This window comes from Naasia lichenicola (genome assembly GCF_004801885.1).
Lineage (GTDB): Bacteria > Actinomycetota > Actinomycetes > Actinomycetales > Microbacteriaceae > Naasia > Naasia lichenicola.
In genome coordinates, this window is the sequence record NZ_SSSM01000004.1 from 424,934 (window position 1) to 439,200 (window position 14,267).

The 14,267-nt window shown below is 70.0% G+C and carries 12 protein-coding genes; 4 read left to right on the plus strand and 8 right to left on the minus strand.

The features are described from left to right. Positions 1-16: 16 nt before the first annotated feature. Positions 17-1,564: an AtzH-like domain-containing protein gene (locus tag E6C64_RS10130; protein ID WP_136427368.1), complete on the minus strand. Its 1,548-nt coding sequence runs from the start codon at positions 1,562-1,564 to the stop codon at positions 17-19. Next, complete coding sequence (locus E6C64_RS10135) at positions 1,557-2,666, minus strand: acetamidase/formamidase family protein (RefSeq protein WP_136427369.1); 1,110 nt, start codon at positions 2,664-2,666, stop codon at positions 1,557-1,559. Before E6C64_RS10135 ends, E6C64_RS10130 begins: the two co-directional genes overlap by 8 nt. Before the next feature lie 145 nt (positions 2,667-2,811). Here E6C64_RS10135 and E6C64_RS10140 point away from each other — a divergent pair, with 145 nt between their 5' ends. After that, the gene (locus E6C64_RS10140; protein ID WP_332908222.1) at positions 2,812-3,510 is read left to right on the plus strand and encodes a YoaK family protein; all 699 of its coding nucleotides are present in this window, start codon (positions 2,812-2,814) and stop codon (positions 3,508-3,510) included. A gap of 113 nt (positions 3,511-3,623) precedes the next feature. On the opposite strand, the gene E6C64_RS10145 is transcribed toward E6C64_RS10140, so the two are convergent. The 4 genes from E6C64_RS10145 to E6C64_RS10160 all read right to left on the minus strand — a co-directional run bounded on the left by E6C64_RS10145 (position 3,624) and on the right by E6C64_RS10160 (position 8,250). Then, complete coding sequence (locus E6C64_RS10145; RefSeq protein ID WP_332908223.1) at positions 3,624-5,060, minus strand: MFS transporter; 1,437 nt, start codon at positions 5,058-5,060, stop codon at positions 3,624-3,626. Positions 5,061-5,157: 97 nt separating this feature from the next. Then, positions 5,158-5,883, minus strand: a complete 726-nt coding sequence (locus tag E6C64_RS10150; RefSeq protein ID WP_136427370.1) for an SDR family NAD(P)-dependent oxidoreductase — start codon at positions 5,881-5,883, stop codon at positions 5,158-5,160. A 64-nt stretch (positions 5,884-5,947) separates the two neighbouring features. Next, positions 5,948-7,504, minus strand: a complete 1,557-nt coding sequence (locus E6C64_RS10155; protein ID WP_233255555.1) for a sensor histidine kinase — start codon at positions 7,502-7,504, stop codon at positions 5,948-5,950. After that, positions 7,501-8,250, minus strand: a complete 750-nt coding sequence (locus E6C64_RS10160; RefSeq protein WP_136427372.1) for a response regulator transcription factor — start codon at positions 8,248-8,250, stop codon at positions 7,501-7,503. The genes E6C64_RS10155 and E6C64_RS10160 overlap by 4 nt, the downstream gene beginning before the upstream one ends. 281 nt (positions 8,251-8,531) lie before the next feature. Here E6C64_RS10160 and E6C64_RS10165 point away from each other — a divergent pair, with 281 nt between their 5' ends. Then, on the plus strand, positions 8,532-10,031 hold the full coding sequence (locus tag E6C64_RS10165) for an ABC transporter permease (RefSeq protein WP_136427373.1): 1,500 nt from the start codon (positions 8,532-8,534) through the stop codon (positions 10,029-10,031). A 40-nt stretch (positions 10,032-10,071) separates the two neighbouring features. Further along, a complete protein-coding gene (locus E6C64_RS10170; RefSeq protein ID WP_136427374.1) occupies positions 10,072-10,740 on the plus strand; it encodes an ABC transporter ATP-binding protein in 669 nt (222 codons plus the stop codon). Positions 10,741-10,819: 79 nt separating this feature from the next. On the opposite strand, the gene E6C64_RS10175 is transcribed toward E6C64_RS10170, so the two are convergent. Further along, positions 10,820-12,088: a GAF domain-containing protein gene (locus tag E6C64_RS10175; RefSeq protein WP_136427375.1), complete on the minus strand. Its 1,269-nt coding sequence runs from the start codon at positions 12,086-12,088 to the stop codon at positions 10,820-10,822. Positions 12,089-12,323: 235 nt separating this feature from the next. Then, the gene (locus E6C64_RS10180; RefSeq protein ID WP_136427376.1) at positions 12,324-12,980 is read right to left on the minus strand and encodes a Pr6Pr family membrane protein; all 657 of its coding nucleotides are present in this window, start codon (positions 12,978-12,980) and stop codon (positions 12,324-12,326) included. 295 nt (positions 12,981-13,275) lie between these two features. Between E6C64_RS10180 and E6C64_RS10185 the strand changes: the two genes are divergently transcribed. Next, complete coding sequence (locus E6C64_RS10185) at positions 13,276-14,229, plus strand: NADP-dependent oxidoreductase (protein ID WP_136427551.1); 954 nt, start codon at positions 13,276-13,278, stop codon at positions 14,227-14,229. Positions 14,230-14,267: the final 38 nt, after the last annotated feature.

Consider the following 14,267-nt stretch of genomic DNA (forward strand, 5'->3'; position numbering starts at 1 on the left):
GGTCCACCCGCGCGGATCAGGGCAGCAGGGTCCCGGCGAGATCGAGCAGGGCGAGGTCGGTGCCGGGCGATCCGATCAGTCCGAGACCGAGCGGAGCGCCGTCGACGGCGAGCAGCGGCGCGGAGATGCAGGGTGCACCCGCGACGCCCGCGAAGCAGGTCAGCTGCAGGGTCTGCATCCGGATGCGATCGATGGTGGCGGCATCCGCCGTGGTCTGCGGTGCACCGGACGCGGCCGCGGGCAGCAGCAGGACGGACTCCTGCAGGATCGCGCGGAGCTTCGCGCGCTCGGCGGCCAGAACGACTCGGGCCGCCGACTCCTGCTCCTCGGTCACGGCGGCGGCGAGGGCGAAGCGCTCCGCCACCGCTCCGCTGACCGCGCCGGGATGCGCGGACAGCCACGCGCCGTGCGCGCGCCACGCCTCGGCGGCCTGCACCGTCCGGAAGGCGGCGAAGGTCTCGGCCACTCCGGTCAGCGGCACCTCGATCGGCACGGGAAGGCGTCCCTCGCCGACGAGTTCGCCGAGGCCGGTCCAGAACGCGGAGCGGACATGCTCGTCGAGAGTGGCGAGCAGTGCAGGCGCCACGGCGATCTGCGTCGGGAGGGTGCCGGCGTCCGCGGGCAGTCCGACGCCCGCGACCCGTCGCAGCGTCGGCAGGTCTCGGGTCAGCCAGCCGACCGTGTCGAAGGACGGCGCGAGCGGCAGCAGCCCGTCCACCGGAACGGCCCCGTGGCTGGTGCGCAGCCCCCACAGCCCTTGGTACGAGGCGGGCACCCGGATCGAACCCGCGGTGTCGGTGGCGAGCCCGACCGTCGCCTGGCCCAGGGCGACGGCGGAGGCGGGTCCGCTCGACGACCCTCCAGGGATGGCCCCGGGCACGGCGACGTTCGGCGGGGTCCCGTAATGCGGGTTGACCCCGGCGATGCTGTAGGCGAACTCGTCGGTCCGTGCGATCCCGGTGACCGCCGCTCCCGCCGCGAGCAGCGTGGCGAGGGCCGGCGCGGTCGACGTAGCCGAATCGGCTTCGGCAAGGTAGCCGGGCACTCCCCCGCCCACCCGCTGCCCGGCGATCTCGAAGAGATCCTTGACGGCGATGGTCTCGCCGTCGAGCGCACCCGAGCCGGTGGCGTCGACGAGGGGCGTGCCGACCACCCGCCAGACCCGCGGATCGATGGCGGGGATCGCGCCGCTGACGTGGGCGGCGATCACCCGCCAGCCGTCGGCTCCCCGCCGCCAGACCTGCGTCTGCTGGCCGCGTCCGCCTCCCGCGGGGCGGAGCACGGCGACGACGGCGGCGAGTTCAGGGCTGAGGACGCGGACGTGCACACGATCCACCAGCCGCTTCGGCGCACCACCGCGGCCCCGCCGGAAGGCGGCGATCGCCTCATGAGAGACGAGCACGCCGCCGGCGTCGCCGCGCAGCGTGTGCGGGTCGTCCTCGAAGAGCAGGTCGAGCGTCGGCACGTCGTCCGCCATCAGCGCCTGCTCGTAGCGCCAGAAGGTGTCGACGAGACCGTCGGGAAGCGGCGCGTCCGACTCGATCGGCACACTGCGCTCAGTCATCGAAATCCGCCTTTCGGATTTTGGCGTGCACGCCCTTGACCACGTCGACGACCTGCGAGATGTCGAAGTCCGTGGCCGCGGAGAGATAGGCGAGGGCATTCGGACGGTCCATGCCCCAGCGGGCATGGATCAGCTCGATGGCGGCGCGGACCGCATGCTGCACCGCTTCGTCCAGGTCCTCGCTCAGGCCGGTCGGCACCAGGAACTCCGGGGTCTCGACGAGGGGTCCAGTCACCGTGCCGAAGTGCTCGAGGGCCTCGGCCGCCGGGGTCACGGTCAGTCGCAGGGTGGCCCGGAGCGACGCCTCGACGGCGGTCAGGGCGACCTCTCCATCGCCCTGCGCGAAGTGCGGATCTCCCGCATAGAAGAGAGCGTCGGACACCTGCACCGGAAGGTGCAGCACCGTGCCGGGAACGAGCAGCTTGATGTCGATGTTGCCGCCGAACGGGCCGGGCGGCACGGAGTGCGGCCGTTCGGCTCCCGCGACCGCGACGCCCATGAGTCCGAGGAAGGGCGCGAGCGAGAAGCGGGCACGCCGCTCCGAGTCGCCCCCGAAGGGCACCGTGCCGTGCAGCACGCCGCCCGCGTCGAGGAGCTGGCCGTCCGGCCCCGTCTCGATGGGCGAGAACACGCTCACCGTGATCCCGTCGGCCGGGTACTCGGAGGGAAGGGCGCCACGACCGTGGCGGTTCGATATGACGCCGTAGGGCACGCGCGGGGCCAGTTCGAGAACCTCGATGGTCAGCAGATCGCCGGGCTGCGCACCGCGGACGGCGATCGGCCCGGTGACGACGTGCGGGCCGTCCACGCCGAGCACGCGCGGATGGCTCGACGCGGCGAGTGCCACCGCGTCGTCGAGCACGTGCTCGCGAGGCACTCCATGGCCGGCGAAATAGCCGATCGGATCGCGTCCCTGGTCCTCGAGCACACCCTCGTGGCTGATGGTGTCGATGGTGACCGTCGCGCCCGAGTCGACCGTCAGGACGGGCGAGTCTGCTGCACAGGGCAGCCTGCCCCAGAAGAGCGCGCTCGGCTCGGCGGCCAGGTAGTGCTCGCCGGGGATGGGCCCGACCCCTGGCTGGAGCGCCTCGAATGCGGGCATGGCGTGGTCCTCCGGAGGGCCGCGGACGGGCGAATGGACCGGCGCGGTGCGCTCGACGCGGAGCACGGCCGGTGAGCCCCACGATATGCCCCTGGCGGATCGCGATCGTTACGGCGAGGAAACATCCCTCCGATTGGATGGGGTCGTGCGCCAACGCCTCCGCGGGAACCAAGACCGACTGCATCTCGTCCTGATGCTCGCCCTGACCTTCTCGACCGGCGTCGTCGACGCGGTGGGATATCTCGGTCTCGATCGGGTCTTCACCGGCAACATGACAGGCAACGTCGTGATCCTCGGCATGGCCCTGACCGGTGCGGACGATCTGCCGGTGGTCGGACCGATCATCGCGCTGGTCGGCTTCGTGCTCGGCGCGATGGTGGGCGGACGGGTGCTGCGCACCGCGGAGAAGGGCTGGACCGGACGGGCGACCTGGCTGCTCTCGGTGGTGGCGGCCCTGATCGTGCTGGCGCTCGTGCCGATTCTGGTCACCTCCGATCCGTATCCCGTCGCCGCCACCTTCACGGTGACAGGGATCCTCGGCGCGGCCATGGGCATGCAGGCGGGCGTCGCCCGACACCTGGGTGTCGCGGACGTGACGACCGTCGTGGTGACCTCGACGCTGGTCGGATTGGCCTTCGACTCGCATCTCGGGCGCCGGAACGGGCAGAAGTGGGTGCGCCGACTGCTCGCCGTCGTGCTCATCGCCCTCGGCGCACTGACCGGGGCGGCCCTGCTGCAGCTGCAGCTCGGCTACGGCATCGGACTGGCGGCCCTCATCACGGTGATCGTGGCGATCCTCGGTCATGTCGGCGCTCCGCGTCGGGGGGCAGCAGCCTCGGCCTGACGCCGAGCACGGGTCACGCGCGGTCTGAAGCACCGAGCGCTATCGGTGCACCCACCGCGCTCGGCCGCTACGACCGCGCGGGTGCAGCGCCAGTGTGGGCCGACCGCGCTCGTCTAGCTGCTGACGCTGAGCGGCTCGGCGATCTCCTCCAGCGACTTCCCGGCGGCCTCGACGCCGATGAAGGCCTCGACCAGCCCGGCGGCGATCATCAGTCCCGCGCCGATGAAGTAGCCTACGGCGACCATCTGGATGCCCTGCTCGATGAACTGGCCGAACAGGATCGGACCGATGATGCCGCCGAGTCCTGTGCCGATCGCGTAGAAGAACGCGATCGCCATGGCCCGGGTCTCCATCGGGAAGATCTCGCTGACCGTCAGGTAGGCGGAGCTCGCGCCGGCCGAGGCGAAGAAGAACACGATCACCCAGCAGACGGTGAGGCTCACGGCGTCGAGCACCCCGTTGCTGAACAGGATGCCGGTCACGACGAGGAGCACACCCGATCCGACGTAGCTGATCGTGATCATCACCCGGCGGCCGACCGAGTCGAAGAAGTGCCCGAGCAGGAGCGGGCCGAGGAAGTTGCCGATCGCGATCGGGATCAGCGAGTAGGGCGCGATGTTGTCCGGCACGTCGAGCAGGCTGGTCAGCACGAGCGCGTAGGTGAAGAACACGGCGTTGTACAGGAACGCCTGTCCGATGAACAGCGAGAGCCCGAGCACGAACCGCTTGGGGTACTGGGTGATCGCGACGCGGGCGATCTCGCCGAATCCGGTGTGCGCCCGCTGGTGGATCTTCATCTCGCCCTCGGGCGGCGAGATCTCCTTCCCGTCGTCCGCGAGGCTCTTCTCGATGTCGTCGACGATCTTCTCGGCCTCCTCGTCGCGGCCGTGGATGACCGCCCATCGAGGCGACTCGGGCACGTTGCGGCGAACAAGCAGGATGAACAGGCCGAACAGTGCGCCGAGTCCGAACGCCAGCCGCCAGCCGAAGTCGGCGGCGAAGATGTTCGTGTCGAGCAGCACGACCGTCAGGGCGGCGCCGAACGCGGTGCCGAGCCAGTAGGAGCCGTTGATGATCAGGTCGATGGTCCCGCGGCGACGAGCGGGGATGAGCTCGTCGATGGCGGAGTTGATCGCCGCGTACTCGCCGCCGATGCCCGCTCCGGTGAGGAATCGGCAGACGAAGAACCAGAGCGGATTGGGCGAGAACGCCGTCGCGACGGTGGCAAGCAGATAGAGGCCGAGGGTGACGAGGAAGAGCTTCTTGCGCCCGAAGCGATCCGTCAGATAGCCGAAGCCGAGCGCCCCGACGCAGGCGCCCGCGACGTAGATGGCTGCAGCGAGGCCGATCTGCGCCTCGGTCAGGCCGAGTCCGCTGCTGTCCTCGGTGAGCCGGCTGCCGAGGGCGCCGACGATGGTCACTTCGAGGCCGTCGAGGATCCAGACGGTGCCGAGTCCGATGATGACCAGCCAGTGGAACTTCCCCCACGGGAGCCGGTCCATCCGCTCCGGGATCGAAGTCGTGACGGTCTTCAGCGTGATCTCGGCCACAGCGCCTCCATGCGTTCTGGATTCTGCGCCAGCGGGTCCGTCCCTCGAGCGCTGCTGACACGCTACTCCCGCAAGGACCCCGCGCGGGGGCGTGCGATCAGTACGAGCCGCCGAACTGCTTGGGAACGAGATCGGCCTTCTCCGCGCCACTGCGCACGAGGTCGAGGATGACCGCAGCGACCTCCTCGGCGCTCTGCGGCTGGGGCCCGAGGCCGGCCGATCCGCTGTCGGCGGGACCGGCTCCCGCTCGGAGGGAGCTGTGGAACTCGGTCGCGGTGATGAAGGGGTAGACGGTGGAGACCGCGATGCCGTCGGCGGCGAATTCGGCGCGCGCGACCGCAGAGAGCATGTTGAGCGCTGCTTTAGAAGAGGCGTACGCGCCGGCGCCGGGCCGCACCATCAGGGTGGTGCCCGAGCTGACGTTCACGATGCTCCCGCCGCCTCGCGCGCGCATGATCGGGACGACGGCCTGCATCGCCACCATCGGCGCGATGACGTTGAGATCGAGGATGGCGCGGAAGTCGTCGGCGCGGACCTTCTCGATCGGCTCGTGCAGTCCCTGCCCAGCGTTGTTGATCAGCACGTCGATGCCGCCGAAGGCATCGACGCCGACCTGGACGGCGTGCCGGAGCTGCTCGAGGTCGGTCACGTCGCAGCGCACGGCGACAGCGCTCGGCAGCCGCTCGGCGAGAGCGGCGATCCTGTCCTCCCGCCGTGCCACGAGCACCAGCCTGGCTCCGGCCGCGGAAGCGGCCTCTGCGGTGGCCGCGCCGATCCCGGAGGACGCTCCGGTGATCAGGATCACTGCGTGGTCGATCTGCATCGTCTGTTCCCGTTCCCTGTTCCGGATGCGGACCGCCGAAGTCCGGCCGCAACCGTGCGTCAGGCTACGCCGACGACGCCGGGGCTTTGCTGGATCGAGGAAGGCCGGGTGCTCCGAGCTCCGCGTGCGTCGACGGGTCCGCGGTCGCTTCGACCGCCGGAGCCATCGTCGCGCGCGGGGGGATGCGGACGATGAAGACCGTGTCGCCCGGCTCGCTCGAGACCATGACCTGGCCGCCATGAGCCTCGACGACGGCCCGCACGATCGACAGGCCGAGTCCGGTGCTGCCGGTCGCCCGGTTGCGCGAGCTGTCCCCGCGTGCGAAGCGCTCGAACAGCGTCTCGGCGAGCGCCGGATCTATCCCCGGCCCGTCGTCGCTGACCCGCATCGTGACCGTGCCGTCGGTGGTCCGCTGGATGCTCGTGGTCACCGTCGTCCCGGCCGGCGTGTGCACGCGTGCGTTCGCCAGCAGGTTCACCAGCACCTGGCGCAGTCGCGGGTCGTCGCCGATCACGGTGACCGGCTCGTCCGGCAGGTCGAGCACCCATTCGTGGTCGGGACCCGCGACGTGCGCGTCGCCGACGGCCTCCACGGCGATGATCGACAGGTCGACCTCTTCGGCGCGCAGCTCGGGCTGGGAGTCGAGACGGGCGAGCAGCAGCAGGTCCTCGACGAGTGAGGTCATCCGGATGGCCTCCGACTCGATCCGGCCCAGGCTGTGCTCCACCTCGGGCGGCAGATCGCGCTGGGTGCGACGGGTGAGCTCGGAGTAGCCGCGGATGCTGGCGAGCGGCGTGCGCAGCTCGTGACTGGCATCGGCGACGAACTGACGGACCTTGTCCTCGCTGCGCTTGCGGGCGGCGAGGGCCGATCCGACGTGGCCGAGCAGCCGGTTGAGGGCGAAGCCGACCTGTCCGACCTCGGTCGTCGGGTCGATGTCCCGCTGCGGCACCCGGATCGACAGATCCACGTCCCCGCGATCGAGCGGCAGCTCGGTGACGCTGGCGGCGGTGCTGGCCACGCGATGCAGCGGCCTGAGGGCGACGTCGACGATGAAGGCCGCCGCGGCGCCGGCCAGCACGAGGCCGGCGGAGGTCACGAGCACGACGACGAGCGCGAGCTGCGAGACGGTGGCCTCGACGGCGCTGAGCGGAAGTCCCGTGACGATGGTGGATCCGTCGTCGCGCTCGACCGCGATCATCCGGTAGGTGCCGAGTTCGCCGCCCAGGTCGTAGGTGCGCACGACGCCGTCGGCCGCGATGCCGAGCACCACGTCCTCCTGCTCGGTGGTCAGTGTCTGGCGCCTGCCGGAGTCGTCGACGTAGCCGGAGGTCTGCACGGCCCCGGAGGAGATGGAGGCGACGACGGTGCCCGCGCCCTGGCCCGGCGCGTCGATGAAGCCCTCGCCGTCACCATCGGGGCGCGATGGGAAGTCGCCGTCCCTCGGACCGAAAGCACCCTGCGAGCGCGAAGCCGCGCTGGTCAGCGACTGGTCGAGCTTGCCGACGAGGTAGCTCTGCAGCACGAGCACGCTGACCAGTCCGATGACCAGTCCGACGCTCGCGAGAAGACCGACGACGATCAGGACGATCTGGAGCCGGAGACTGCGTCCGCGTCTCACGGCGCGGGCTTGATGAGGTATCCGGCTCCTCGCACGGTGTGGATCATCGGCGTGCGACCCTGGTCGATCTTGCGGCGCAGGTACGAGATGTAGATCTCGACGACGCTGGACTTGCCGCCGAAGTCGTAGCTCCAGACCCGGTCGAGGATCTGCGCCTTGCTGAGCACGCGGCGCGGGTTGCGCATGAGGTAGCGCAGCAGCTCGAACTCGGTGGCGGTCAGCTCGATCAGCTCACCGCTGCGGCTGACCTCGTGGCTGTCCTCATCGAGCGAGAGGTCGCCGACGACGATCACCGGGTCGTTCTCATCGGTGATCGAGACGATGGAGCGGCGGATGAGGCCACGGAGCCGTGCGACGAGCTCCTCGAGGCTGAACGGCTTGGTGACGTAGTCGTCGCCGCCGGCGGTGAGGCCGGTGATCCGATCGTCGAGGGAGTCCTTGGCGGTCAGGAAGAGCACCGCGGTGTCGGCGCCGTCGGCGCGGACCCGGGAGAGCACCTGGAGGCCGTCGATGTCGGGGAGCATGATGTCGAGCACGATGGCGTCGGGCTTGAACTCGCGGGCCAGGCTGATCGCCTGGCGGCCGTCGGGTGCGGTCTTGACCTCCCAGCCCTCGTAGCGCAACGCCATGGAGAGCAGGTCGGTGAGGGTCGGCTCATCGTCGACGACGAGGACGCGGATGGGCGATCCATCGGCCCGGCGCATGGGAGCGCGAGCGGCACGGGACGCGGTTTCAGAAGTTGCCATGAAATCGATTATCGACGCGATCCTACGAACTCCCTATGAGCGGGATATCCGTCGGCCTGGAATCGCATCAGCGCGGCACCCCGATGATCCGGATGCGCGATATGCGACCGCCGGATGCCGACCCGCCCCTCGGAGAACCCGTTCCCTTCGTATGCGGATCTTCCCCGCCTCATAAGCGCTCCATAGACGGCGTCCTTAGCTTCGCTCCTTGACACGAGGCGCAGCCCTGCCTCCGACGGCCCGGCGCCGAGCGCCCGCACGATCCATCTGCAAGGAGACACATGTTCGCCACCTACCTGCGACGGGAGCTTCTGGGGCGCAAGCGCCAGACCCTCATCATCGCCATCGGCATGGCGCTCGCCATCGCCCTCGTTATCGTCGTGAATGCCGTCGCGGCAGGTGTGCAGTCGGCGCAGGCCAGTGTGCTCCAGTCGGTCTACGGCGTCGGCACCGACATCACCGTCACCGAGGCGGCCGCTGCTCCCGCGGACGGTCAGGCGCCCGGGCAGCGGTTCGACTTCGGCGCGGCGGACGGAACCACGACCGACGGCACGACCGCGGTCAGCTCGTCCCGCCTCGAGGCCGGCCGCGGCACCACGACCTTCGATGCCGCCGCCGTCAGCACTGCCAGCGGCGTCGACGGCGTGTCGAATGCGGTGGGCGTGCTCTCGCTGACCAACACGACGTTCGACGGCCAGATCCCCGGTGGCGCGCAGGGGCAGCAGGGCGGCGCCCCGACCGATGCAGGAACGGGCACAGGAACCGGTACGACGGACGGCACCACCGACGGCACCCCGCCCACCGGCGGACCCGACGGCGCGGGCGGCAGCGCATTCAACCTCGACTCGTTCACCGTCCTCGGCTACGACCCCGCCGCTGATGCCCTCGGCCCCCTGACCGCCGTCAGCCTCACCGACGGACGCGCTCTCACCGCCGACGACGCCGGCACGGACAACGCGATCCTCGACAGCGACTACGCCACCTCCTCCGACCTCGCCGTCGGCGACACCTTCGACATCGCGGGCACCACGTTCACCGTCGTCGGCATCGTCACCTCGACGTCGGCGGACGGCGCGAGCGCCTCCAACGTCTACATCCCACTCGACGTCGCACAGACCCTCTCGGGCCTCGATGGCCAGATCTCCAGCGTCTACGTGCAGGCAGCATCCTCCGACTCGATCGACGCGATCAAGGCCGACCTCGAGACGGCGCTGCCCGACAACACGGTCAACACCCAGGCCGACCTCGCCTCGTCCGTCTCGGGCTCGCTGTCCAGCGCGTCCACCCTCGTCTCGAATCTCGGCACCTGGCTGTCGATCCTCGTCCTGGTGGCCGCCTTCCTCGTCGCGATCCTCTTCACCATCTCGGGCGTCACCCGCCGCACCCGCGAGTTCGGCACCCTCAAGGCTCTGGGCTGGAGCAACCGCCGGATCGTCGGCCAGGTCGCCGGCGAGTCCCTGGTGCAGGGAGCCATCGGCGGCGCCCTCGGCGTGGCCCTCGGCCTTATCGGGATCCTGGTCGTCAACCTGATCGCCCCGACCATCGGCGCTTCGACCACCTCGGTGCAGGCTGCCGGTCCCGGGGGCCCGGGCGGAGGCCGATTCGGCGCCGTCGCCAGCGCGGCGGCATCGGCCGACGTGACGCTGCAGCTGCCGTTCACCTTCGCGATCATCGGGATCGCCGTGGGCCTCGCCGTGCTCGGCGGCCTGCTCGCCGGCGCCTTCGGCGGCTGGCGCGCGGCTCGCCTGCGCCCCGCGGCCGCCTTCCGCTCGGTCAACTGACCGCGCCCGCATCCCTCACGCATACGACCAGGAGACAGACATGTACCAGCTCACCGGAGTGACGAAGAGCTACAGCCAGACCAAGCGGACCGTGACCGCGCTCAAGGACGTCGACCTCACGATCGCCGACGGCGAGCTCGTGATGATCCAGGGGCCCACCGGCGGAGGCAAGTCCACGCTTCTGCAGCTGCTCGGGGCACTCGACCGGCCGACCAGCGGGTCAGTGATGCTCGGCGACGCCGACCTCGCGAAGCAGGACGACCGCAAGCTCGGCGAGCTGCGGGCCAGCGAGATCGGCTTCGTCTTCCAGGGCTTCAACCTCATCCCGACCCTCACCGCGCAGGAGAACGTCGAGACCGCGCTCGAGCCGCTCAAGGTCTCCGGCCCCGAGCGGATCCGTCGTGCGAGGGAGGCGCTCGAGTCCGTCGGGCTCGCCGACCGGGCGACCCATCTGCCGAGCGAGCTCTCGGGTGGACAGCAGCAGCGCGTCGCCATCGCCCGAGCCCTCGTCAAGGAGCCGCGCGTGCTGCTGGCCGACGAGCCGACCGGCAACCTCGACGAGCAGACCCGCGACGAGATCATGGACCTGCTCGAGGGCCTCTGGCGCGACCGCGGTCTGACGCTCATCGTCGTCACGCACGACTCAGAGGTCGCCCGGCGATCGCCGCGCCGCCTGCGGATCAAGAACGGAACCGTCGCCGAGCGCTGAGCTCCTTCTCCTACGTTCCGGCTCCATGTGCACGAAACATCGTGCACATGGAGCCGGTTTCGTAGGTATCGATGGGCCGTCAGGCCGCCCGACGCCGCAGAGCCGCCTCCCACAGGTGCTTCTCGACCATTCCGGCCAGATCTCGCAGGCTCGCGAGCTCGGACGGCCGCATCATGCGCGGAACGCGATCGGTGATGCACAGCATGCCGACCCGGTAGCCGTCCCAGGTGTGGATCGGGAACCCGGCATAGAACCTGATGCCGTCCGGTCCCGCGATCTGCGGGTTGCCCGCGAGACGATCATCCTGGTGGGTGTCGTTGATGAGGGTGAGCTCATCGCTGCGCACGGCGATGTCGCAGATCGCCTCGGCGCGCGGGATCTCGGACCGGTCCGCAGGGACCGCCGCCTTCTGCCACTGACGACCACCCTCGATGATGTTGATCGACGCCCGGTCGGCTCGGAAGGCCGAGCGGGCCTGACGGACGATCATCTCGAGGGCGGCATCGACGTCGGTCTGCTCGAGTCGCAGGCACGCCAGAGCCCGCTGACGGAGCCTCTCGTCGACGGGTCGCTCCCGGAACGCCCGCGGGCCGACGATCGGATCGATCCGCTCGAGCTCGGTGAGCCGCGGGTGGAGGTGCGCGACGATCTCCGCAGCCCAGCTCCGGTAGGTCGAATTGTCGAAGCGCGTCCCGATCGCGGGTCCCTGCAGCTGCGGTGCCAGCGCCAGGTAGGAGATCCGCGTCGTCAGAGCGCATGCGCGGTCGGTGATCGCGCCCTGCTGACGAGCGAGGCGAGCGACGCGCCCTCTTCGGGAGAGATCTCCCGAGATCTCGATCATGGCCCGAGCGGAGTCGAGCACCATCACGGGCGCCGACTCGACGGTCTCGGCGACGAGCGTCCGGACCAGCGCGACCAACCGCGCCTGCCACGAACGGTCACCGACGCCTGCCATCGCCGGTCGCGCGCCGAGGACGACGACCACGGCGTCGTAGCGATTGATCCGGAGCCCGAGGAGCCCATGCAGGGCACGTGCGCTCGTCGGGTCGGGTTCCACCACGACATCGAGGTCGAGCCCACGGCCCGCGATCTGCGACAGGTGGTCGGCGACCTGACCCGGAAGCCCGAGGTTGTGGTCGCGCACGCCCTTGCCGACCAGCACGCCGCCTCCGAAGAGCAGCACGCGGTACGGACGCAGGCCCGGGCGACGCACGGCCGCGACGGCATCGGGCCGCACCTCGATGTCGTCGAGCTCGGGCGACCTGAAGTGCGAGGTCGGTGAATGAAGTGCCTCCCTCAGCGACGCGACGGCTCCCGTGCGTGCTGGATGTGCAATCAGCCTGGACATCGTGAGTTCCCCCTGACTCATACGACCCGACGCCGGTCCCCTGCCGGCATCGATCCATCTATTGCAGCAGCGGCCCGGGCCCGTCGGTGGGCTGGTTCCGCAGAGTCAAGTATTCGTCGTTGCGGAGGCAGTTCCATTCCCTACTTCGGGGGTGGGACGTCGGATCCGCTCGCTCTGAGCGGCGCCGCTTCCGGCGGAGGCCGCACGATCAGGTGCGCTGCGTGCGTGCGCGGTCCTAGGGCAGCGCCGGGCTCGATGACGGGACCAGGAGCTGGCGCGTCCGGGAGACGGCGACGACGCCGACGCCCATGACTCCGATGAAGCCGGCGATCGCCACGCAGTAGATGAGTACCGCCCCGTATCCTCCGGGCTGCGCCGGGTTGAGGAACGGATACGGGTACCAGCCGACGATCGGCCCTCGGATCAGCGTGTACACCAGCCAGGCCGCCGGGAAGGCGAGGATGGTCGCGAACCGCTGCCAGGCGATGCGCTCGCGCCCGGGCGCGAGCAGCCAGTCGAGCAGCAGGTAGATCGGCGCGAACAGGTGCAGCACCTCGTTCGACCAGGGCAGGGTCGTCGCCTGATCGAGCGAGATCCCCCGCAGCAGCAGGTTGTAGACGACGCCCGTCGTGACCATGTAGGTCGTCACGCTGCCGCGGACCAGCGTGTACCAGGACGGGGTCGAGGCGGGCCGGAGGCCGAACCAGGCACCGGCCAGGAGCACGATCGCGGCCATCGCATTGGAGAGGATCGTGAAGAAGCTGAAGAAGTTCACCAGGAAGTGGGGCACGTTCGGCACCCCGTAGTCGAGGCTGAACGCGAGCTGGCCGACGATCGCGGCGATGATGCCCCCGCCGGCGATGATGCGGAGGATGACGAACAGCACTCTCATGGCGTCAGTCTGGCTCACCGCCGCGCGTGGGGGCGAAACTCGTGCGTCCACGCACGATATCCGCGAACCCCGAGCGCGCGCTCGGGCATTGTTGCCACGCGGTGACACGACCGTAACCTCGCCGAATCATTGGCCAAGTTGACTGTGCTCACGTCTCCTCGGGGCTTCGCCGAGGTCGACCGCGACGATGTCGACGCCCCCTTTCGACCTCACTGGAGAAGGGTGTGCCGCGATGAGGGAGCCTGCCACGATGCTTGCGCCGACCACGGCTGTCGACCCGATGGCGCCTGCGAGGATGCGGGCGATGGCCGTCGCCTCCCCCGGCGGACCGGAGTCACTTCGGCTGGTCGAGATGCCGACGCCGACCCGCGTCGGGCATGAGGTGCTCGTCCGCGTGGTCGCAGCCGGAGTGAATCCTGTCGACGCCAAGTCGCGCGCAGGCGCAGGCGTCTCGCCCGGGTCGGACTGGCCGATGGTGCCGGGCTACGACTTCAGCGGGGTCGTCGTGCAGACGCCGTACGAGGCGTTCCCGCTCAGCCCCGGCGACGAGGTCTTCGGGATGACCGCCTTCCCGCGCACGGGCGGCAGCTACGCCGAGTACGTCTCGGTGCCCGCATTCAGCGTCGCCCGCAAGCCCTCCGTCCTCAGCCATGCCGAGGCAGCTGCTGTCCCGCTCGCTGCGCTCACCGCATGGGGCGCCGTGGTCGACCTCGCGAAGGCGCACGAGGGCCAGAAGGTCCTGATCCATGCGGGCGCCGGAGGCGTCGGCCATCTGGCGGTGCAGATCGCCGCCTACTTCGGCGCGGAGGTCGTCACGACCGCGTCCCCCAAGAACGCCGAATGGCTGCTCGAGCTCGGCGCATCCCGGGTCATCGACTACACCACGACGGAGTTCGAGGACGAGCTCGCCGACCTCGACGTCGTCATCGATGGGGTGGGCAACGCGAAGCACAGCACCGGGTCGCGGTCTCTCCAGGTGCTGCGACCCGGCGGACTCATCGTCTCGCTGCCGTCGGCCGGCTGGCCGACGATGATCGAGGACGCCGCAGCCGCCGGCATGCGCGCCACGCACTACTTCGTCCAGCCCGATGCGGGAACGCTCTCGGTCATCGCACGTCTGATCACCTCGGGCGATGTGCGGGTGACCGCAGACACCGTGCTTCCGCTCGAAGAGGCCGAACGCGCGCACATCCTGATGGAGAGCGGTCACGTCCGCGGAAAGATCGCGCTCAAGGTCAGCGACTACTGACCCGGCCCTCCACCGTTCAGGCGATCCTCCCGGTTCAG

Coding starts and splice junctions, on each gene's coding strand:
- E6C64_RS10165 (WP_136427373.1), top strand. CDS start 8,532: ATGTTCGCCACCTACCTGCGACGGGAGCTTCTGGGGCGCAAGCGCCAG.
- E6C64_RS10135 (WP_136427369.1), bottom strand. CDS start 2,666: ATGCCCGCATTCGAGGCGCTCCAGCCAGGGGTCGGGCCCATCCCCGGC.
- E6C64_RS10170 (WP_136427374.1), top strand. CDS start 10,072: ATGTACCAGCTCACCGGAGTGACGAAGAGCTACAGCCAGACCAAGCGG.
- E6C64_RS10150 (WP_136427370.1), bottom strand. CDS start 5,883: ATGCAGATCGACCACGCAGTGATCCTGATCACCGGAGCGTCCTCCGGG.
- E6C64_RS10185 (WP_136427551.1), top strand. CDS start 13,276: ATGCGGGCGATGGCCGTCGCCTCCCCCGGCGGACCGGAGTCACTTCGG.
- E6C64_RS10130 (WP_136427368.1), bottom strand. CDS start 1,564: ATGACTGAGCGCAGTGTGCCGATCGAGTCGGACGCGCCGCTTCCCGAC.
- E6C64_RS10180 (WP_136427376.1), bottom strand. CDS start 12,980: ATGAGAGTGCTGTTCGTCATCCTCCGCATCATCGCCGGCGGGGGCATC.
- E6C64_RS10160 (WP_136427372.1), bottom strand. CDS start 8,250: ATGGCAACTTCTGAAACCGCGTCCCGTGCCGCTCGCGCTCCCATGCGC.
- E6C64_RS10175 (WP_136427375.1), bottom strand. CDS start 12,088: ATGTCCAGGCTGATTGCACATCCAGCACGCACGGGAGCCGTCGCGTCG.